Annotated in this window: 18 protein-coding genes and 1 pseudogene; 9 read left to right on the top strand and 10 right to left on the bottom strand. The window is 71.7% G+C overall.

The window, feature by feature from the left end; all coding sequences use genetic code 11:
* The first annotated feature begins 42 nt into the window (after positions 1-42).
* The 3 genes from IE212_RS00095 (at position 43) to IE212_RS00085 (ending at position 3,639) form a co-directional block, all read left to right on the top strand.
* The gene (locus IE212_RS00095) at positions 43-2,097 is read left to right on the top strand and encodes a S1C family serine protease (RefSeq protein ID WP_190195572.1); all 2,055 of its coding nucleotides are present in this window, start codon (positions 43-45) and stop codon (positions 2,095-2,097) included.
* Between the two features lie 193 nt (positions 2,098-2,290).
* Positions 2,291-2,731, top strand: coding sequence for a sec-independent translocase (locus tag IE212_RS00090; RefSeq protein WP_190195571.1), 441 nt, complete (start codon positions 2,291-2,293; stop codon positions 2,729-2,731).
* Between the two features lie 236 nt (positions 2,732-2,967).
* Positions 2,968-3,639 (top strand): hypothetical protein, encoded by a 672-nt coding sequence (locus IE212_RS00085; RefSeq protein WP_190195570.1) that lies wholly within the window; start codon positions 2,968-2,970, stop codon positions 3,637-3,639.
* A gap of 130 nt (positions 3,640-3,769) precedes the next feature.
* Here IE212_RS00085 and IE212_RS00080 read toward each other — a convergent pair whose 3' ends face one another.
* Genes IE212_RS00080 through IE212_RS00070 form a run of 3 tightly spaced genes read right to left on the bottom strand, consistent with a single transcriptional unit; the run spans position 3,770 to position 6,819 of the window.
* Positions 3,770-4,903 carry an Mrp/NBP35 family ATP-binding protein gene (locus IE212_RS00080; RefSeq protein WP_190195569.1) on the bottom strand — a complete coding sequence of 378 codons (1,134 nt, stop codon included), beginning with the start codon at positions 4,901-4,903 and terminating at the stop codon, positions 3,770-3,772.
* Between the two features lie 43 nt (positions 4,904-4,946).
* Complete coding sequence (locus IE212_RS00075; protein WP_190195568.1) at positions 4,947-5,546, bottom strand: DUF1003 domain-containing protein; 600 nt, start codon at positions 5,544-5,546, stop codon at positions 4,947-4,949.
* Positions 5,536-6,819: a magnesium transporter MgtE N-terminal domain-containing protein gene (locus IE212_RS00070; RefSeq protein ID WP_190195567.1), complete on the bottom strand. Its 1,284-nt coding sequence runs from the start codon at positions 6,817-6,819 to the stop codon at positions 5,536-5,538. Before IE212_RS00070 ends, IE212_RS00075 begins: the two co-directional genes overlap by 11 nt.
* Positions 6,820-7,044: 225 nt before the next feature.
* On the opposite strand from IE212_RS00070, the gene IE212_RS00065 reads away from it, so the two are divergent.
* Positions 7,045-7,803: a hypothetical protein gene (locus tag IE212_RS00065; protein ID WP_190195566.1), complete on the top strand. Its 759-nt coding sequence runs from the start codon at positions 7,045-7,047 to the stop codon at positions 7,801-7,803.
* A 5-nt stretch (positions 7,804-7,808) separates the two neighbouring features.
* Here the strand turns inward: IE212_RS00065 and IE212_RS00060 are convergent, their stop codons facing one another.
* Together IE212_RS00060 and IE212_RS00055 are read right to left on the bottom strand one after the other, a co-directional pair.
* The gene (locus IE212_RS00060) at positions 7,809-8,321 is read right to left on the bottom strand and encodes a hypothetical protein (protein ID WP_190195565.1); all 513 of its coding nucleotides are present in this window, start codon (positions 8,319-8,321) and stop codon (positions 7,809-7,811) included.
* Between the two features lie 23 nt (positions 8,322-8,344).
* Entirely contained in the window at positions 8,345-9,463 is a 1,119-nt protein-coding gene (locus tag IE212_RS00055) for a magnesium and cobalt transport protein CorA (protein WP_190195564.1), read from the bottom strand.
* A 458-nt stretch (positions 9,464-9,921) separates the two neighbouring features.
* Here IE212_RS00055 and IE212_RS00050 point away from each other — a divergent pair, with 458 nt between their 5' ends.
* The gene (locus IE212_RS00050) at positions 9,922-10,506 is read left to right on the top strand and encodes a suppressor of fused domain protein (RefSeq protein WP_190195563.1); all 585 of its coding nucleotides are present in this window, start codon (positions 9,922-9,924) and stop codon (positions 10,504-10,506) included.
* A 30-nt stretch (positions 10,507-10,536) separates the two neighbouring features.
* Here IE212_RS00050 and IE212_RS00045 read toward each other — a convergent pair whose 3' ends face one another.
* Complete coding sequence (locus IE212_RS00045) at positions 10,537-11,760, bottom strand: MFS transporter (RefSeq protein ID WP_190195562.1); 1,224 nt, start codon at positions 11,758-11,760, stop codon at positions 10,537-10,539.
* Positions 11,761-11,918: 158 nt separating this feature from the next.
* On the opposite strand from IE212_RS00045, the gene IE212_RS00040 reads away from it, so the two are divergent.
* The 3 genes from IE212_RS00040 (at position 11,919) to IE212_RS00030 (ending at position 14,338) form a co-directional block, all read left to right on the top strand.
* Entirely contained in the window at positions 11,919-12,560 is a 642-nt protein-coding gene (locus IE212_RS00040; RefSeq protein WP_190195561.1) for a DUF6758 family protein, read from the top strand.
* 191 nt (positions 12,561-12,751) lie between these two features.
* A complete protein-coding gene (locus tag IE212_RS00035; protein WP_190195560.1) occupies positions 12,752-13,609 on the top strand; it encodes a PHP domain-containing protein in 858 nt (285 codons plus the stop codon).
* 123 nt (positions 13,610-13,732) lie between these two features.
* Positions 13,733-14,338 (top strand): MarC family protein, encoded by a 606-nt coding sequence (locus tag IE212_RS00030; protein ID WP_086562955.1) that lies wholly within the window; start codon positions 13,733-13,735, stop codon positions 14,336-14,338.
* Positions 14,339-14,346: 8 nt separating this feature from the next.
* On the opposite strand, the gene IE212_RS00025 is transcribed toward IE212_RS00030, so the two are convergent.
* Positions 14,347-16,437: a serine protease gene (locus IE212_RS00025; RefSeq protein ID WP_190195559.1), complete on the bottom strand. Its 2,091-nt coding sequence runs from the start codon at positions 16,435-16,437 to the stop codon at positions 14,347-14,349.
* A gap of 137 nt (positions 16,438-16,574) precedes the next feature.
* Positions 16,575-16,727: a DUF8834 family protein gene (locus tag IE212_RS00020; RefSeq protein WP_190195558.1), complete on the bottom strand. Its 153-nt coding sequence runs from the start codon at positions 16,725-16,727 to the stop codon at positions 16,575-16,577.
* Positions 16,728-16,956: 229 nt separating this feature from the next.
* On the opposite strand from IE212_RS00020, the gene IE212_RS00015 reads away from it, so the two are divergent.
* Positions 16,957-17,850, top strand: a complete 894-nt coding sequence (locus IE212_RS00015; RefSeq protein ID WP_190195557.1) for an NYN domain-containing protein — start codon at positions 16,957-16,959, stop codon at positions 17,848-17,850.
* Positions 17,851-17,958: 108 nt separating this feature from the next.
* Here IE212_RS00015 and IE212_RS00010 read toward each other — a convergent pair whose 3' ends face one another.
* Both IE212_RS00010 and IE212_RS00005 read right to left on the bottom strand, forming a co-directional pair.
* Positions 17,959-18,855, bottom strand: coding sequence for an alpha/beta fold hydrolase (locus tag IE212_RS00010; protein WP_190195556.1), 897 nt, complete (start codon positions 18,853-18,855; stop codon positions 17,959-17,961).
* Positions 18,856-18,985: 130 nt separating this feature from the next.
* Positions 18,986-19,971: pseudogene (locus IE212_RS00005) on the bottom strand (DEAD/DEAH box helicase); the annotation flags it as partial.

Genomic DNA, 19,971 nt, shown 5'->3' with positions numbered 1-19,971 from the left:
CCGCGGCACGCCGACGAGCCGTGCCGCGGCGGTGGGGAGAGCATGGACGAGGGGAAGCCCACGAAAGCCACGTGGTGGAGTCGTCCTCGGTCGCAGGACCCTTCCGGGGCGCCGGAGGGAACGGGCGCGGACGAGGTCCGGGGGCAGGGGGTGAGCCCGGCGGGGTCTCCCGGCCCCGACGGGGACTTCGAACTGGCACGGCCAGCGGTTCGGCAGGACGACGCGGGCGACTACGAGCTGAGGCGGCCGGACGCGGTCGTGGCCGGTGACGGCACCGACGTGGAGGACAGCGTCCCGGCCGCGTCGGCCACGCCGTCCGAGGGCGCCCCCACACCCCTGCACGACCCCGACCCGTACAGCACCCCGCCCTACGGCCAGCCAGGCCCCTGGGCGCCCGCGCCGCCCGTGCAGCATCCGGCGGTGACACCAGCGCAGGGCGCGCAGGGCGGGGCGATACCGGGGCAGCCGGCTCCGCCGGGCACACCCGTCCCGGCTGCACACGGCGGCACACCGCCAGTGCCGTCCTCCGAGGCCCCCACCCCCACCGCCCATACCTCGGCGGCCGAGGCACCCGGCGTTCCCGCCCAGGCTCCGGCCTCCGCTCCCGGCGTTGCCGGGCAGGCTCCGGCCTCGGCTCCCGGTGTTCCCGGGCAGGCCCTGGCACCCGGCGCTTCCGCCCAGGCTCCGATGGCTCAGGCTCCCGGTGTTCCCGGGCAGGCCCTGGCACCCGGCGCTTCCGCCCAGGCTCCGATGGCCCAGGCACCCGGCGTTCCCGCGCAGGCCCCGGCGGTCCCCGGGCAGGCCCCGGCAGTGGGCGTTCCCGCCCCGGCTCCGGGTCAGGCGCTGGCAGCCGGCGCTGCCGCAGCGGCTCCCGTCCCCGGGCCCGACCCGTGGCGGCGCTACGACCCCTGGGCCGCTCCGGTGGTCCCCGGAGGAGCGGGGCCTCTCCAGCAGAACGGGGCCGGTGTGCTGAGCACCGAGCAGCGCCGCAGGCGGGGCAGGAAGGCGCTCGTCGGGGGCGCCGTGCTGCTCGCGCTCCTGTCCGGGGGCATCGGCGGGGTGGCGGGGACGTATCTGGAGAGGAACGGCGGCGTCGGCACCATCGAGTTGCCGCAGGCCGGCAAGGAGGCCGCCGGGCGGGACGCGGACAGCGTGGCCGGGATCGCCGGACGGGCCCTGCCCAGCGTGGTCACCCTGCACGTGAGCGGCTCCGGGGAGCAGGGCACCGGCACCGGCTTCGTGCTCGACACCCGCGGTCACATCCTCACCAACAACCACGTCGTGCGGCCGGCCGGATCAGCCGGTGAGATCACCGTGACCTTCAACGGCGGGGAGACCGCCCAGGCCGAACTGGTGGGCCGGGACAGCGGCTACGACCTCGCCGTCGTGAAGGTGAAGGGCGTGCGCGGGCTCTCCCCCCTGCCCCTCGGCAACTCGGACAACGTCCAGGTCGGCGACCCGGTCGTCGCCATCGGCGCCCCCTTCGACCTGGCCGGAACCGTCACCTCCGGCATCATCAGCGCCAAGCAGCGGCCCATCACGGCGGGCGGGGACAAGGGCGACGGCTCCGACGTGTCGTACGTCGACGCGCTCCAGACCGACGCGCCCATAAACCCGGGCAACTCCGGCGGGCCCCTGCTCGACTCGCAGGCCCGGGTCATCGGCATCAACTCGGCCATCCGCTCGGCGGACCGCGGCTCCGACTCCGAGGGCGGCCAGTCCGGCTCCATAGGCCTCGGCTTCGCCATACCCATCAACCAGGGCAAGCGCGTCGCCGAGGAGCTCATCAACACCGGCAAGGCCACCCACCCGGTGATCGGCATCACGCTGGACATGGACTACACGGGCGACGGCGCCCGCGTCGCCACCGAGGGCAGCGAGGGCGGACCGCCGGTCACCCGGGGCGGCCCGGGCGCCAAGGCCGGTATCAAGGCGGGCGACGTCATCACCCGGGTCGACGGGCAGCGCGTCCACTCCGGTGAGGAACTGATCGTCAAGACCCGTGCCCACCGCCCCGGCGACCGGCTGGAACTGGTCCTGGAGCGAGGCGGCAAGGAACGGACGGTCTCCCTCGTCCTCGGGTCCTCCGGCGGCTGAGCCGTGCGGTCCGGTCCATACAGGGACGAACAAGGCAGACATTCAGGAAAGCGCTCCCACTCCCCGCACTCGGAGGTCTCGGGACGGTACCGGTCGGACAGGATCGCCGGGTACCGTGGATCCGGCCCGGACCACGGCAAGACCCGCATGACCACCGAGGGCCGAGGACCGAGGACATCGCAAGGAGCTTCAGGTGTTCAATGACATAGGACCGCTCGAGCTGGTGACGCTCATCGTCCTCGCCGTGCTCGTCTTCGGTCCGGACAAGCTCCCCAAGGTCATCCAGGACGTGTCGCGCACCATCCGGAAGATCCGTGAGTTCTCGGAGAGCGCCAAGAACGACATCCGGGAGGAACTGGGCCCGGAGTTCAAGGACTTCGAGTTCGAGGACCTCAATCCCAAGACCTTCATCCGCAAGCAGCTGGACAATGAGGACCTGGGGCTCAAGGAGATCCGCAACGGCTTCGACCTGAAGAAGGAGATGGCGGAGGTCACCGACGCCGTCCAGGGCCGTGACTCCGACACGTCCGCCGCGTCGTCCTCCGGCTCCTCCGGTGCCCGGGTCGACATGACGAAGAAGCCCGGGACCACGGACCCGGACGACCGTCCGCCGTTCGACGCGGACGCCACCTGAGCGACTCCCGCCAGCGCGTACGCACCGGTGGGCGTGACGCGTTTCATACTCCGGTCGGGCTGTGTACGGCCTGATCAAGGCGCCCGTGCGGCCCACGCGCCGGGCGATTTCCCTGCTGCTCGCAGCGGTGTGGCTATGCTGCCGAGTTGGTGGGCGAGCCGTATGCGAACAAGCAGCGCCGCCCGAAGGGGGGCGGGCCGTTCCGGTCCGACTAGAGCGAGGAGGCGTGCGGGCACATGGAGACGACGAGTCGGGGAGTCGCGCAGACGCCGGCCGCGGAGAGCGGACGACAGGTCCCCTCCGCCCGGCGCACGATCGACGGCTACCTGCGTGCGCGCTTCCCGTGGTACGGCCTCGACGAGGCCTTCTCCGGCCCGCGCTGGCTGATGCAGGTCGGCACGACGGCCGACGGGGTCGTGGAACACGGGTCGATCGGGCACGGTGACGAGCCCACGGTGCTGGGCGACCATGCCGCCGGGTCCGGGCAGGAGGCCAAGGAGAGGTTCGCGGTCGTGGTGACCGTGGCGGCGAGTCCCCCGCGGCGCACCGCGGACGGCACGGGGCTGCTGGAGGCGACGTCGGTGTCCTCGGCGGCGTGGCTCGCCGGGGTGGGACTGCTGTCCTGCACATGGCCCGGGCAGATGGACCACTCGCTGCGGGACGACTGGCTGGAGCAGCAGACGGAGACGGCGTGGGTGCTGGCGGACGACCTCGACGGGTCCGACTGGTCGACGCTGTCGCTGCCGGTGGACGGGGTGCCGACGCAGTTCCACTACCGGGAGTCGGAGTTCGGGTGGGTGCTCGCCGGGTCCACGTCGGCCGGGGTTCATGTCGGGGCGTACGGCAGGGGCATGAGCGCGTACGGGCTCGGCTTCGCCGTGGTGAAGGACATCGCCGCTTACGCGTGAGGGTGGGGCGCCGTTCGTTGCGGCGCCCCTTCGCCGTAGGGCCTGGGCCACGTGGGCGACCGCGGGTGCGATGTGCTTGCTCGCGCAGTTCCCCGCGCCCCTGAGGGCATCGCCCCCAGGGGCATGGCGGTCAGAACTTGTTCTTCGGGGTGATACCGAGGGACAGGCCCGACAGGCCGCGCTGCCGGCCGCCCAGCTTTCCGGCGATCGCGCGCAGGGCCGAGCCCGCCGGGGAGTCCGGGTCCGTCAGGACCACCGGCTTGCCGTCGTCGCCGCCCTCGCGGAGGCGGACGTCGATCGGGATGTTGCCCAGCACGGGGACCGACGTACCGGTCGTACGCGTCAGACCGTCGGCCACCACCTGGCCGCCGCCCGTGCCGAAGACGTCGACCATCTCGCCGCAGTGCGGGCAGGGCAGGCCGGACATGTTCTCGACCACGCCGACGATCTTCTGGTGGGTCTGCACGGCGATGGAACCGGCCCGCTCGGCGACCTCGGCGGCGGCCTGCTGCGGGGTGGTCACGACGAGGATCTCGGCGTTCGGGACGAGCTGGGCCACGGAGATCGCGATGTCGCCCGTGCCCGGCGGCAGGTCCAGGAGCAGGACGTCCAGGTCGCCCCAGTACACGTCCGCCAGGAACTGCTGGAGAGCGCGGTGCAGCATCGGGCCGCGCCAGACGACCGGGGCGTTGCCCGGGGTGAACATGCCGATCGAGATGACCTTCACACCGTTCGCCGACGGCGGCATGATCATGTTCTCGACCTGGGTGGGGCGGCCGTCGGCGCCCAGCATGCGCGGCACGGAGTGGCCGTAGATGTCGGCGTCCACGACACCGACCTTGAGGCCGTCGGCCGCCATCGCCGCCGCCAGGTTCACCGTCACCGAGGACTTGCCGACGCCGCCCTTGCCGGAGGCGACCGCGTACACACGGGTCAGGCTGCCCGGCTTGGCGAAGGGGACCTCGCGCTCGGCCTGGCCGCCGCGCAGCGCGGACGCCAGCTCGCGGCGCTGCTCGTCGCTCATCACGTCGAGTGTGACGTCGACGCGGGTGACGCCCTCGACGCGGGAGACCGCCTCGGTGACGCGCTGCGTGATCGTGTCCCGCATCGGACAGCCCGAGACCGTCAGGTACACGGTGACCGCGACCGCGCCGTCAGCGCCGATCTCCACGGACTTGACCATCCCGAGTTCGGTGATGGGCTTGTGGATCTCGGGGTCGTTCACCGTCGCCAGTGCCTCGCGCACCGCGTCTTCCGTAGCCATAGTGACGATGGTACGGCGCCGTACCGGTGCGTAGGAAAGCGTCTCAGCGGTCGTCTGCGTCACGTCCCCGTGACCGTTCCGCCGGGAATACGGCGGGGTCGTGACGGTGACCGTTCTGGCGTTCCTCCAGCTCCTTGATCATGTCCTGGAACTCGGAGCGGATCCAGTCGCGGGTGGCGACCTCGCCCAGGCCGATGCGCAGGGCGGCGATCTCACGGGTGAGGTACTCGGTGTCCGCGATCGACCGCTCGTTCTGCTTGCGGTCCTGCTCCAGGTTGACCCGGTCGCGGTCGTCCTGCCGGTTCTGCGCGAGCAGGATCAGCGGGGCGGCGTAGGAGGCCTGCAGCGACAGCATCAGGGTCAGGAAGATGAACGGGTACTCGTCGAAGCGCAGGTCGCGCGGGGCGAGGCTGTTCCAGGCCACCCACAGGATGATGACGGCCGTCATCCAGACGAGGAACCGGCCCGTGCCGAGGAAGCGCGCGATGCGTTCCGACAGCCGGCCGAAGGCCTCCGGATCGTATTCGGGCAGGAACCGGCGCCTGGGCACGCCGGGCTGGTCGAGCCGGGGCCCGCGCGGCCGGGAGGCGGCCGTGGCGCCGGACGGTGTGCGTTCCCGCAGGGTCTCGCGCTCAGGAACCATCGGTCGCCACCTCCTCGTCCAGATGGAACTCGGACTCCCGCCAGTCCTCGGGGAGCATGTGGTCCAGTACGTCGTCCACGGTCACCGCGCCGAGCAGCGCCCCCGCCTCGTCGACCACGGGTGCCGCGACCATGTCGTACGTGGCGAAGAACTCCGCGATCGCGGGCAGGTCCGCCTCCGGATCGAGCGGTTGCAGGTCGCTGTCCACGATCGAACTGACCAGGGAGGGCGGTGGCTCGCGCAGCAGGCGCTGGAAGTGGACCGTGCCCAGGTACTTGCCCGTCGGCGTCTCGTCCGGCGGGCGGCAGACGTAGACCTGGGCCGCCAGGGCCGGGGAGAGGTCGGGGTTGCGGATGCGGGCGAGGGCGTCGGCGACGGTGGCGTCCGGGCGCAGCACGATCGGCTCGGTGGTCATCAGACCGCCCGCCGTGCGCTCCTCGTACGACATCAGCCGCCGCATGTCGGCCGCGTCGCCGGGCTGCATGAGGCTCAGCAGCCGCTCCTGCTCGTCCGTCGGCAGCTCGCCCAGCAGGTCGGCCGCGTCGTCGGGGTCCATGGCCTCCAGGACATCGGCGGCGCGCTCCTCCTTCAGCTTGCCGAGGATCTCGATCTGGTCGTCCTCCGGCAACTCCTCCAGCACGTCCGCCAGCCGGTCGTCGTCGAGGGCGGCGGCGACCTCGGCCCGGCGCTTGGGGGAGAGGTGGTGCAGGACGTTGGCCAGGTCTGCGGGGCGCAGCTGCTCGAAGGTGGCGAGCAGGTTCTCGGCGCCCTGCCCCTGCTCCTCCAGGGAGAAGCCCGTGACGGCCGACCACTCGACGGTCAGCGCCTCGCCCTTGGCGCGCCGGAAGGCACCGCTTCTGCGGCCCTTGCGGACGAAGACCCGGTCGATCTCCCAGTCCCTGCGGGCCGGCAGCTGATGCACCGACAGGTCGAGGACGGTGACCTCCTCGCTGGTCTCGGTGAGCGTGACCCGCCGGTCCAGCAGCTCGCCGAAGACCAGCCGCTCGGTGGGCCGCTGCTCGAAGCGCCGGACGTTGAGCACGCCGGTGGTGATCACCTGGCCGGACTGGATGGCGGTGACCCGGGTCATGGGCAGGAAGATGCGGCGGCGGGTGGCGAGTTCGACGACCAGGCCGAGCAGCCTCGGCGGTCGCTGCCCCACCCGCAGCATGACGACCAGGTCGCGCACCCGCCCCACCTGGTCGCCGGCCGGGTCGAAGACGGCGACACCGGAGAGGTGCGAGACGAAGATCCGGGGGGCGCCCGCTGCCATGGCCGCGGCTCCTTTTCGTACGGGGTGTTCCGTGCTGCCTGTCTGTGTGCCTGTCTTTGTGCCCGTGCCTTCCGAATTGCCCGCTCGGGTGGGCTTCAGGCTAGCCCGTCCCGATCGGGGGTGCGTCGGCGGACGGTCCGGACGGACTGGCTCCGGTCGGCTCTCATGACCCCGGTACCCTGCGGTACGCCGTTCAGGTCTCACATGAGAGAGGCAGCCCCACCTGTGACTCGGATTCCCCAGGGCCGCAACCGCAGTGCCGCACTCGTGAGCGCGATATGCGCACTGGCGGTGACGGGAACGGTGCTCACGGGTTGCTCGAAGGAGGATCCTAACGAGGGCACCAACGGGGTCGGCAGACTGCCGGCCGCGAAGATCCAGGCCAAGACCCGTACGGCCGCCGAGTCCGCGGGGGCTGTCCGGGTGCACGGCAACGTCGTCAGCGGCGGACGCACGTACGCGCTCGACATGCGCCTGAAGGAAGACGGCGGCGAGGGGTCGGTCACTGCGGAGGGGGCCACCTTCCGGCTGCTGCGCGTCGGCGAGCAGCTCTTCGTCAAGGCCGACGCGGAGTTCTGGAGTCACGGCGGCGGCCAGGGCGAGAAGGGCGAGGGGGACGCGGCGGCGGCCTCCAAGCTCGGCGGCAAGTTCGTGAAGGTGCCGCAAGGCGATCCTTCGTACAAGAAGTTCAGCGGTTTCACGGACAAAGGGATCCTCCTCGACGGTCTGCTGACCCTGCACGGCACGCTCGCCACGGACGGCCACGACGAGCAGGCGGGCATCCGCACCATCCGCATCACCGGCGACAAGGGATCCGGCGGCACCCTGGAGGTCTCCCTCGAGGGCAAGCCGTATCCGCTGCGCCTGGAGCGGGCCGGCAGCGCGGGCGTCCTCACCTTCTCCGCCTGGGGGGAGGACTTCTCCCTCAGGGAGCCGGAGCGGAACGAGACGGTGGACTACGGCAAGCAGCTGCCGGCGTCGTAGAGCCGTCAGCCCCGTTTGCGCTTCTTCAGCAGCAGCCGGGGCAGCCCCGCCGGGATCGGCCGGCGGGTGATCGCCGGGGACGGCAGCGGGGCCTCGGCCAGGGAGCCGTCGGGCATCGGCGCCCGGTCTCCGGTCGGCTCCAGCCGCAGCACCCGGCACTCGCGGGCCCAGCGCTCGGTCATGGCCTCGCCGTCGGGCGCGTTCAGCCGCTTGCCCTTGAGCTCGGCGACCGTCGCGTCCCACGCCTCGGAGCCCGGCTCGAGCTGCCTGACCCGCGCGGTCCAGGAGACCAGCCGGCCCCCCTTGTCCTTGCTGCGGACGGTCACCTGCGCCTCGGCCCCCTCGTTCAGCCCGGGCAGCGGCTGCTCGCCGGGCCCGTCGCCGACCAGGCACGCGGCGCCCTCGTGCCACACGTGCCACAGCGCGCGCGCCGGGCTGTCCGGGCCCTGGACCCAGACGAGGCCGGACTTCTTCGTGGCCTCCTCGACGAGGGCGTGGCCGAGCAGCTCATCCGTCATGGGGCTCAGCCTATCCAGGCCGGTCACAGCCAGCCGTTCCGCTTGAGGGTGCGGTGGATGCCGAGGCAGATGACCACCGTGATGCCCATGATCACCGGGTAGCCGTACCGCCAGTGCAGCTCCGGCATGTGGTCGAAGTTCATGCCGTACACCCCGCACACCATCGTCGGCACGGCGATGATCGCGGCCCACGAGGTGATCTTCCGCATGTCCTCGTTCTGCGCCACGGAGGCCTGCGCGAGGTTGGCCTGGAGGATGGAGTTGAGCAGCTCGTCGAAGCCGATGACCTGTTCCTGGACGCGGGCCAGGTGGTCGGCGACGTCGCGGAAGTACTTCTGGATGTCCGGGTCGACCAGCCGCATCGGACGCTCGCTCAGCAGCTGCATGGGCCGCAGCAGCGGCGACACGGCCCGCTTGAACTCCAGAACCTCGCGCTTGAGTTGGTAGATCCGGCCGGCGTCCGTGCCGCGCGGGGTGCCCTTGCGGCGGCCTGGGGAGAACACCTCGATCTCGACCTCGTCGATGTCGTCCTGCACCGCGTCGGCGACCGCGATGTACCCGTCGACGACGTGGTCGGCGATGGCGTGCAGCACCGCCGAGGGGCCCTTGGCCAGCAGCTCGGGGTCGTCCTGGAGGCGGTGCCTGAGGGCCCGCAGGGAACCCTTTCCGCCGTGCCGGACGGTGATGAAGAAGTCCCGTCCGGTGAAGCACATGACCTCGCCGGACTCGACCACCTCGCTGTTGGCGTCGAGCTGGTCGTGCTCCACGTAGTGGATGGTCTTGAAGACCGTGAACAGCGAGTCGTCGTAGCGCTCCAGCTTGGGCCGCTGGTGGGCCTGGACGGCGTCCTCCACGGCCAGCGGGTGCAGCCCGAACTCGGCGGCGATACCGGCGAATTCCGCCTCGGTCGGCTCGTGCAGGCCGATCCACACGAAGCCCCCGTCGCGGCGCGCCAGGCGCACCGCCTCGTGCGGGGTCAGCGGGGTCTCGGTCTCGATGCGGCGGCCGTCCCGGTAGACGGCGCAGTCGACGACGGCCGACGGCGTCGCGGGGCTGCGGGTGGCGTCGTACGTCCCGCTCTCCTTGCGCAGCGACACACGGGACGGGCGGACGACGGCGCGCAGGTCGCGGATCATCGACATGGCGGGCTCCTTCGCGGGCGTGCAACGAAAGGCGCCGGCGACGGGTGGAACTACCCGGAATGAGGACGTCGGGACCGAAGATGTTTGGCACGTCCACAAAGCGGGGAGCACCGCACCGTCACGGTGGCGGGGTTCGTTACTGATTCAGCTACTGAGGCAGATCAGGTGAAGCGAAACGAAGCGCTCTTCCGCGGTGAGGCGAGTGCGAGAGGTGGCAGCCAGCCAGAGCCAGAACAGCTACGTCAGCGGCGGGAAGAGCGTGGTGCTACTGCACGGTCGACTTCGATCCATTGCAGTCCCACCTCCTCCGGCCGGTCCCTCGTAAGGGAGTTCCATCGGCGTCGGGGCTTGATCGCGACGCTTACACGTGCTGCCCCGAACCACCGGGTAAGAGTAACAGCCGCCCGACGTGTCAAGGCGCTGCTTTGCCCGCTACTGACGAGTTCTATGCTCGCCGCATGGCAGATGTTCTTCCTCTGGTCGAGGCCCGGTTGCGTACGGCGCTGGGCGAACCGGACGCGCGCGCGGCGGTCACCTTCCTCGGCACGGACCGCATCGAGGTGCTCCGCTTCCAGGAGGGCGACATCGTCCGCTACGCCACGCTCGGCATGTCCGCGCACCCCATGACGGACCCGACGGCGGTCGTCGCCGACCCGGTCAGGGGACCGCGTGCCGAGCTGGTCCTCTCGGTCCGCTCCGGGGTCGCCGACACCGGCAAGGTGCTCCGCCCGCTCGCCGTGCTCGCCGCGTCTCCACAGGTGGAGGGTCTGATCGTGGCTCCCGGCGCCTCCCTCGACGTGGGGGAGCCGCTGTGGCCCGGCGCTCCCTTCACCTCGGTCCTCGTCGCCGAGCCGGGCGGTTTGGTCGAGGACCTCGTGCTCGACGAGCCCCTCGATCCCGTGCGGTTCCTGCCGCTGCTGCCGATGACCCCGAACGAGGCCGCGTGGAAGCGCGTACACGGCGCGCAGGCGCTCCACGAGCGGTGGCTGAACCAGGGGACGGACCTGCGGGATCCGTCCCGGAAGTCCGTCCCGCTGGAGTGAGCAAGCTCACCAACACCTGGCCGGAAGGCGTCAGTTGGCGAAGACTGCGACACCGTCCTCGCTCGCGTGCCGGGTCTGCGGCTCCTCGGCTTCCCGCGTGAGGACCTTCCGCTGTACGACGACCACCGCGGCGCCGACGATCGCGGTGACGGCCGCCACCGCGAACGGGATGTGGACGTCGGTCCACTCCTCGATCTTCGGCGCGAAGTACGGAGCGGCGGCCGCCGCGAACCACCGGACGAAGTTGTAGCCCGCGCTCGCCACCGGCCGGGGCGCGTCCGAGACGCCGAGGGCCAGCTCGGTGTATACGGTGTTGTTCACGCCGATGAAGGCGCCGGACAGGATCGTGCAGACGACGGCCGTGGTGTGCGAGCCGTAGCCGAGCACCAGCACGTCGGCCGCGAGCAGCGCCAGCGAACCGCCGAGCACCTTCAGGGAACCGAACCGCTTCTGCAGCCGCGGCGCCACGATCACCGAGAAGACGGCGAGCAGCACTCCCCAGGCGAAGAAGACCGCTCCCGACCGGTACGGGCTCATGTTCAGCACGAAGGGCGTGAAGGCCAGCACGGTGAAGAACGTGTAGTTGTAGAAGAACGCCGAGACCGCGGCCGACGCCAGGCCGCCGTGGGCCAGGGCCCTGACCGGGTCCAGGGGCGAGGTCCTGCGGGCCGGCTTGGGCTGCTCCTCGAGGAACACCGTGATGCACAGGAAGCCGACAGCCATCAGGAACGCCGTACCGAAGAAGGGGTAGCGCCAGCTGGCGTCCCCGAGCAGGGCGCCCAGCAGCGGGCCGCACGCCATGCCGAGCCCCAGCGCCGATTCGTAGAGCAGGATCGCCGCGGCGCTGCCGCCGGCCGCCGCGCCGACGATGACCGCCAGGGCCGTGGAGACGAACAGCGCGTTGCCGAGGCCCCAGCCCGCCCGGAACGCGACGAGTTCGCCGACGGTGCCGGAGGTGCCCGCGAGCCCGGCGAACACCACGACGAACGCGAGACCGAGCAGCAGGGTCCTGCGGCCGCCGATGCGGCTGGAGACGAAGCCGGTCACCAGCATCGCCACGGCGGTGATGAGGAAGTACGAGGTGAAGAGCAGGGAGACCTGGCTCGGCGTGGCGTCGAGGCCGTGGGCGATGGACGGCAGGATCGGGTCGACCAGCCCGATGCCCATGAAGGCGACGACCGACGCCCCGGCGGTCGCCCACACGGACTTCGGCTGCTTCAGGAGGCCGCCCGCTCCGGCGTCGAGGGGGTCCATGCTTGCTCCCTTTCCGAGACGGGGTTGGTTGGCACATGCACACACTAAATTAGTCACGCTAACTAATGTAACGTACATCTAATGTCGGCGTGAAGGGTTCCGTCCGGTTGGGTGATCGTCCTTGACGCGGCGGGGCGGGGGTAGGACCGTGGGGCCCTATGAGGGGCGAACCCAGTTGCCCGAAGTGCGGTGGCCGGGTCAGGGCTCCCGGCCTCTTCTCCGACTCGTGGCAGTGCGACGTGCACGGCACCGTCCATCCGGTGCAGCCCGTGATACCGCCCAGCGTCGACGCCCTCAACGTGGTGGTGCACCGCGCGCGGGTGCCGGTGTGGATGCCGTGGCCGCTGCCGGTGGGGTGGCTGTTCACCGGGGTGGCCGGCGCGGGCGACGACCGCACCGGCGGGCGCGCCACGGCGGTGGCCTGCACCGGGCCCGGACCGCTCGGCGGCATGGGTGAGTTGATCCTGGTGGCCGAGGAGCTGGGTGTCGGGCTCGGGGCACGGTACGCGGGGATCGACGGGCCGGATCCCGGGCCGTACATGGACGTGGGGAAGCCGGCTCAGGCGAAGGTGCTCGCCGCGGGGCGGCCGACGCCGTTGTGGCATGTGTCCGGGGCGCCGGAAGACCGGGCGGTGTTCGCGGGTGAGGCGCTGGGGATGTGGCTGTGGGCCGTGGTGTGGCCCGAGCAGTCCGGGCTGCTGATGTACGACGAGCTGGTGCTGGCGGATCTGCGGGACGCCGGGGCCGAGGTCGAGCTGGTGCCGTGCGGGGCGTTGTCGCCGCGCTTGCTTCAGCCGTAGCGCCCAGGGGGCGGGGGTTCTGGTGTGTCGGCGGCCGCGGGTCTGCTGTGGCTGGTCGCGCAGTTCCCCACGCCCCTTCGGGGACGTTCTTGTAGGGGGCGCTCGACGGGTTCGGGTGTGACGGCGGGCGTTGAAAATGTGGTTATCCTTGAGCAGCCCTGTTTGTGCCGTTCGTGTCTGGAGTTCGTGTCGTGCGTATCGATCTGCACACCCACTCCACCGCCAGCGACGGTACGGACGCGCCGGGCGAGCTGGTGCGGAAGGCCGCCGCCGCCGGGCTGGACGTCGTCGCGCTGACCGATCACGACACCACCCGTGGGCACGCCGAGGCGATCGCCGCAGTGCCCGAGGGGCTCACGCTGGTCACCGGGGCCGAGCTGTCCTGCCGGCTCGACGGGATCAGCATGCACATGCTGGCCTATCTGTTCGACGCCGAGGAGCCGGCCCTGCTCGCCGAGCGGGAGCTGGTGCGGGACGACCGGGTGCCGAGGGCGCGGGGCATGGTCGCCAAGATCCAGGAGCTGGGCGTTCCGGTGACCTGGGAGCAGGTGTCGCGGATCGCCGGTGACGGGTCCGTCGGGCGGCCGCATGTCGCGAGCGCGCTCGTGGAGCTCGGCGTGGTGCCGACCGTCAGTGACGCCTTCACCCAGGACTGGCTGGCCGACGGCGGCCGGGCCTTCGTGGCGAAGCACGAGACCGACCCCTTCGAGGCGATCCGGCTGATCAAGGGCGCGGGCGGGGTCGCCGTGTTCGCGCACCCGGGGGCGAGCAAGCGGGGGCGTACGGTGCCGGAGACCGCGATCGCCGAGATGGCCGCGGCCGGGCTGGACGGCGTCGAGGTCGATCACATGGACCACGACGCGGATACGCGTGCGCGGCTTCGGGGGCTGGCGAAGGAGCTGGGACTTCTTGTGACCGGGTCCTCGGACTACCACGGCAGTCGGAAGACCTGTGTGCTCGGGGAGTACACGACGGATCCCGAGGTGTACGGGGAGATCACGCGGCGGGCGTTCGGGGCGTTTCCGGTGCCCGGGGCCGGCGGGGTCTGAATTTCTCTCCCAGGTCTGTTCTCAGGCACTCGGCGCTGTCCGCTGTGCCCGCCGTTCCGCCGTGCGGAACGCCTGCCCGAGCGGTAGCGCTCCTCCCCCGACACTCACAAGGCCCATACGCTCATGTTCGACCTCGCCGTCTTCGGCTCCCTCTTCCTCACCCTCTTCGTGATCATGGACCCCCCGGGGATCACCCCGATCTTCCTCGCGCTCACCGCCGGGCGGCCCGGCAAGGTGCAGAAGCGGATGGCCTTCCAGGCCGTCTGCGTGGCCGGTGGCGTGATCACCGTGTTCGGGCTGCTGGGGCATCAGATCCTGAACTACCTGCATGTCTCCGTGCCCGCGTTGATGATCGCGGGTGGGCTGTTGCTCCTGCTGATCGCCCTTGATCTGCTGACCGGCAAGACCGACGAGCCGAAGCAGACCAAGGACGTCAACGTCGCGCTCGTGCCGCTGGGCATGCCGCTGCTGGCCGGGCCGGGGGCGATCGTGTCGGTCATCCTCGCCGTGCAGAAGGCACACAGCGTGGCCACGCAGGTGTCGGTGTGGACGGCGATCCTCGCCATCCACGTCGTGCTGTGGCTGGTGATGCGCTACTCACTGGTGATCATCCGGATCATCAAGGACGGCGGCGTGGTGCTGGTGACGCGGCTCGCGGGCATGATGCTCTCCGCGATCGCCGTGCAGCAGATCATCAACGGTGTCACCCAGGTGATCCAGGGGAGCTGACGGCCGCCTCAGGTCCGGCCGGTGAGCACCGAGCCGATGGCACCGGCCGCTCCCGGGTGGGAGAGGTACTCCTCGATCTTGTGGGCCCGGTCGCGGCCGTTGGAGACGGCCAGTTGGGTGAGTTTGCCCCACCGCTCGTCCTCCAGCGGGCAGCCGATGGCGACCGCGTCGGTGGGGCACCAGACGTTGACCCAGTCACGCACCCGGGGTGGCCGGTGCGGGCCGCGGGCGAGCAGCCGTTCGTTGACGCCGTCCAGCCCCAGCGGGCTGCCTGCGGTGACGAGCAGGACGGGGTCGAGGCCGGCGGGGAGCCGGCTCAGCAGGTCCATGCCGACGACGGTGCCCAGGCTGTGCGTGACCAGGACCAGGTCTCCCGTGGCGGGCATGGTCTCCATGACGCTGTCCAGCACGGCCTGCCGCACGGCGCTGTCGCCGAGGTACAGGTCGACGTCCCGCAGGAACGTGGCGATGGTCCACTCGTCCACGTCCGAGCGGGCGGCCAGCCAGCTCAGCGGCCGGTGCAGTGCGCCGACCAGGCCCGCGCCGAACCCCTCCGTGGTCGCCGGGCCGTTCTGGGGCATGCCGGCCCGGGCGGCAGCCTCGTAGAGCAGCTGCTCGTAAGCGCCGGTGGGTGACTCGGCCGCGAAGACCTCGGCCGCAGCGGCGGCGTTCACCTGGTCGAGGCCGACGGCCCCGGCCGTGCTCTCCCGTCCGCTCACCAGGCCGGCCAGTCTCGTGCCGTAGAACGGGAACCACACGTCGTTCGGGTCGAGCGGGGGCAGTGAGGCGAGGGTCAGCCCGCGGTTCAGGCCGGCCGTCCACTTCCGGCGGAGGTCGTCGGGCTCCTCGCCCTGCTGGTCCCTGCCGTGCAGGAAGACCAGGTGCCGACGGCCGCCGAACGCGGTACTCCGCGCCGGGCGCCCCTTCTTCGTGGGCTGCGACCGGGTCTCGCTCTCCGTCAGGGGCGCCGCCACCGGGGCGGCGGAGACCGTCGGGCCCGTGCCCCCGGAGACGGCAGGAGTGGTGCGCTCCGGCTGAGGCGTGGCGGCGGCCGCGCCCTGGTCCAGGCCGGAGTCCGGGCCCATCTCGGCCAGCAGCGCCCGCCGCCCCCGGTCCACGTCCAGCCCGGCCAGGTGCCTCAGCACGGAGCTGATGCGGACGCCCTCGTTGGCGACCCAGTCGATCGCGTCGTCGCCGTCGCCCTGCTGCCAGGGCCGGCCGTCCTGCCGCAGGACACGCCCCTGGCCGTCCCTCCTCGGCACGCCGCTGTGGTGCAGGGCCACCACCTCCCACTGGTCGTTGAAGACCGGGGAGCCCGAGTTGCCGGGGCGGGTGTCCGTTCTGTAGTGGACGAAGTCGTCGAGCCGCACCAGCACCGCGTTGTCGCGCAGCACGATCTCCTTGAGCCGCCCGTCCGGGTGGCCGATGATGTTCACCTTCTCGCCGAGCACCAGCTTGCCGAGCTGCACGCTGAGCCGGTTCCAGCCGAAGATCTCGCCCGGCGGGCGGCCGTCCTGGGCCGGCGCGACAGCCACCAGGGCGAAGTCCAGCCGCCGGTCCGCCGTGAAGAAGGTGCCCGGGTCGAACTCCATACGGACAGTGGTGTCGGGCATGTTGTCGACCGTGACCTGGGCGTTGAACTCCGCGAAGCACTGGCGTGCGAAGCCCTCGTCGGGCAGGACGTGGTGGTTGGTCATCATCAGCCGTGGCGACACCATGAAACCCGTGCCGTGCGGAAGCTCACGGCCGTCGCGGCGCAGCGTGATCCGGGCCACCGTCGCTCCGGCCCGCACCCCGCGCGGCAGGAAGCTCCAGGCCTGCAGTTCGTTGGACAGGTCGATGACGCGTTCGTTGGCCTGGGGCAGGTCCATGGCCTCGCGGTGGATGTCCGCCACGACCGCCGAGGGCGACAGACCGCCCCGGTCGAGGATCCGGTCGGCGCGGGCGGCGAGCGCGTCCGGAGTGTCCGGGAACCGCACTCCGGAGGCCAGCCGGCCCTCGACCCGCTCCCGCTCGGCGGCCGAGTCCTCGTACCGCCGCGCGGCCTCGGCAGCGGCCTGTTCCTGCAGCTCCACGTGCGACCGGTCCATCACCGACATGTGGCCCACCGTCCTGTTCTGGCTCTCACCGTGCCCCTCAGCCAGTACGCCCCCGGCCACGGTGGTCCGCAACAGCGGAGCCCCCGCACGGCCGATGCCGGGCGGGGGCTCCGAGGTGTGTGGGGGAGAGCCGCGCGTTATGAGGCCGCGGTCTCGGCCGGGCGGATCCACAGGCGCTGCCCGATGGCGGCGGCCTGCTGAACGATGCGGTTGACGGAGGCGGCGTCCACAACGGTCGAGTCCACAGGCGTGCCGTCGACGTCGTCGAGGTGCATGATTTCGAAGCGCAAGGGCTTCTCCCTTCGTCTGGTCATCCTCCTGAGGAGAACTACTTGAGTGGCCGGCCCACCAGGCTGCGGTGCTCGGTGTTCCGTATGAGTCAACAGGGCTGCATGGTTCAAACATTCCCTACGCTAAGGAAATTTTTCGACCGGCTAATTAATGAGCCGTAAGAGTGTCGTTACGGGACCGATCGGGACCGGTTGTGTTCGCAGCGTGACCGCCGGGACAATGGAGGTGATGAACGACGACCTCGCGGCCCTCAGCGCTCGCGTCGACCGCACCAACGAGCTGCTCCAGCGCATGCTCGCCGAGGTGGCGAAGACGCCCTCCACCCATGCGATCTTCGTCGACGCGGGGTACCTCTACGCCGCCGCGGGACGGCTCGTCGCCGGAACGGAGGACCGCCGCGCCTTCGACCTGGACGCCGAGGGCCTGATCGACGCGCTCATCGACAGGGCCCGCAGCATCTTCGCCGACAGCAGGCTGCTGCGGGTCTACTGGTACGACGGCGCCCGCCGCCGCATCCACACGGCGGAACAGCAGACCATCGCGGAGCTGCCCGACGTGAAGGTACGGCTGGGCAATCTGAACGCCAACAACCAGCAGAAGGGCGTCGACTCGCTCATCCGCACCGATCTGGAGTCCCTCGCCCGGCACCGCGCGATCAGTGACGCGGCCCTGATCGGCGGCGACGAGGACCTGGTGTCGGCGGTGGAGGCGGCCCAGGGGTACGGCGCCCGGGTCCACCTCTGGGGCATCGAGGCGCCGGAAGGCCGCAACCAGGCCGAGCCGCTGCTCTGGGAGGTCGACAGCCAGCGCACCTTCGACCTCGAGTTCTTCAAGCCGTACGTCTCACGCCGCACGGCTGCCGCGTACGAGGCGGCGGCGGGCCGCCCCACACGCGAGGACGTGCGGTTCGTGGGCGCGCAGATCGCGGCGAAGTGGCTCGTGGCGCGCGGCCGCGACACGCTGGTCGAACTGCTGCCCGGACACCCCTACCTGCCGGGCTCGGTGGACCAGGACCTGCTCGTCGAGGCGGAAGGACTGCTCCAGTACTCGTTGCGCGGACAGGCGGACCTCAGGCGTGCGCTGCGGGACGGCTTCTGGGAGCACCTGCGGACGCAGTACTAGGGTCCGTGTTCGAAGTGGCCTCTCATGGGACCACTGCGGGCATGTCGGGTGCTGGGAGTGGCCGGGGCGGCGACGGAAGGGGATCCACCGGCCGGGCGGGCCGGACGATCACGCCATCGGCCGATCCCGAGGCGCACTCGTCCTGGTGCTGTCCCAGAAGTCGGCCAGGGCCCGGGCGGTCGGGAGGGGCTGATCGGCGTTGGGGGAGTGCTCGGCTCCCGTGACGACCGTGCGGTGCGCGTTCAGCCGTACGGCCATGTCGTCGAGGATCGCCACCGGCCAGGTGTCGTCGTGGGCGCCGGACAGGACGTGGAACGGCAGCGGCAGGGCGGCCAGTTCGGCGACGCGGTCCGGCTCGGTGCACAACTGCCGCCCGGTGGCCAGGAGCTGGGCGGGCTTGTTGCCCAGCCAGCGGCGGCGCAACTGCTCCTGGTCACCCAGGCCGCGTGCGGGCCCACCGACCTCCTCCGGAGGCCCCATCGCCTGGATGGCCTCCCACACGCTCTCCATCGACATCACGGCGAGCGCGTCCCGCAGCAGTTTCACGCGCTCCTGCTGCGACACGGAGATCTCCGCCGGGCCCGACGAGACGAGGGTGAGGGAGAGGAAGGGGGAGTGGTCGAGCAGCACGGCCGCACGGGCGACCTGCCCGCCGAACGAGTGCCCGACGAGGTGCACGGGCACGCCGAGCGCCTCGGCCTGCGCGAGCACGTCCCGCGCCAGTTCCCGCTGGGCATAGGCGGCTTCGTCGTCGACCGGCCCGTCGGACTCGAACTGCCCCCGGCCGTCAACGGCGACGACCCGGTACCCACGTGCTCCGAGCGGCTCGTGCAGCAGCCCGAAGTCCTCCTTGCTCCCGGTGAACCCGGGCAACAGCAGGGCGACGCCCCTGACCTCCGTACCGGCGTCGGGCGAGGAGTCCACGACGGCGAACTCACCCCGGGTCGTGCGCAGGGCGTATGCGCGGGCGCCGGGGGGTGGGGCGAACGTGGGTGGCCTGGTCACGGGGCGAGGGTAGCGGGTGGGGGTCCGGTCCGGGGCGTGCGTCGACGGGCGGCATCCGTGGCGGCCCGCACCGCGGGGAATGCCGACGGCCCGGCCCCACGCCGGGTGGGACCGGGCCGTCGGGGGAGCATCAGCCCTCCGTGGGCTCCGCGGTGGCCGTGGCCTTGCGCGTGCGGCGCACCCTCGGCTTCGCCTCCACCGCGTCCTCCGCGGCCTCGGCCTTGGCCGTTGCCTTGCGGGCACGGCGCGGTTTGGCCTCGGTGGCTTCCGGTTCCTGGCCGGTCTGGGCGGGGATGTCGGCGGTTTCGGTGGCCTTGCGGGTGCGGCGGCGGGGCTTGGTCTCCGTGGCCTCGGCGGTGTCGACGGCGGCCTCGGCGGCTGCCGCCGCTGTCTTGCGGGTGCGGCGCGGCTTGGCCTCGGCGGTCTCCGCGTCCGGTGCCGTGGCCGCCGTCTTGCGCGTGCGGCGCGGCTTGGCGTCGGTCGCTTCGGCCGTGTCGAGGCTCGCCTCGGCCTTGGCGGCCGTCTTGCGCGTGCGGCGCGGCTTGGCCTCGGTGGCTTCCGGTTCCTGGCCGGTCTGGGCGGGGATGTCGGCGGTTTCGGTGGCCTTGCGGGTGCGGCGGCGGGGCTTGGTTTCGGTGGCCTCGGCGGTGTCGACGGCGGCCTCGGCGGCTGCCGCCGCTGCCTTGCGGGTGCGGCGCGGCTTGGCCTCCGTCTGCTCCGGCGCGGGCTCCACGGTGCCCTCGGCCGTGGCGACCGACTCGGCAGCGGCTGCCGCCGCTGTCTTGCGGGTGCGGCGGCGCGGCTTGGTGTCGGACACCTCGGGCTCGGTGGTCACCGGGGCGGTCGTGTCCGGCGTGGCCTCCGCCTCCGCCGGGGCCGCAGGCTGCTCGGCCGACGGCGTCACCGCGGCCTCGGCCTCCACCGCCGGCGTCTCCGACCTGCGCGTACGGCGCCTACGCGGCTTCGCCGCCTCAGGGGCGTCCACGCTCGCGCTCGTGCCCTCCGCCGTCGCTGCGGCGTTCTCCGCCTCCTCGGAGGCGGGCGACCCGCCCGCCGCCACCGGCGCCGACCCGGCCGGCGCACCGCCGCGAGTGCGGCGACGGCGGCGCGGGGTGC

The organism is Streptomyces djakartensis, from assembly GCF_014651075.1.
Classification (GTDB): Bacteria; Actinomycetota; Actinomycetes; order Streptomycetales; family Streptomycetaceae; genus Streptomyces; species Streptomyces djakartensis.
This window is presented reverse-complemented; position numbering and strand designations above follow the sequence as displayed.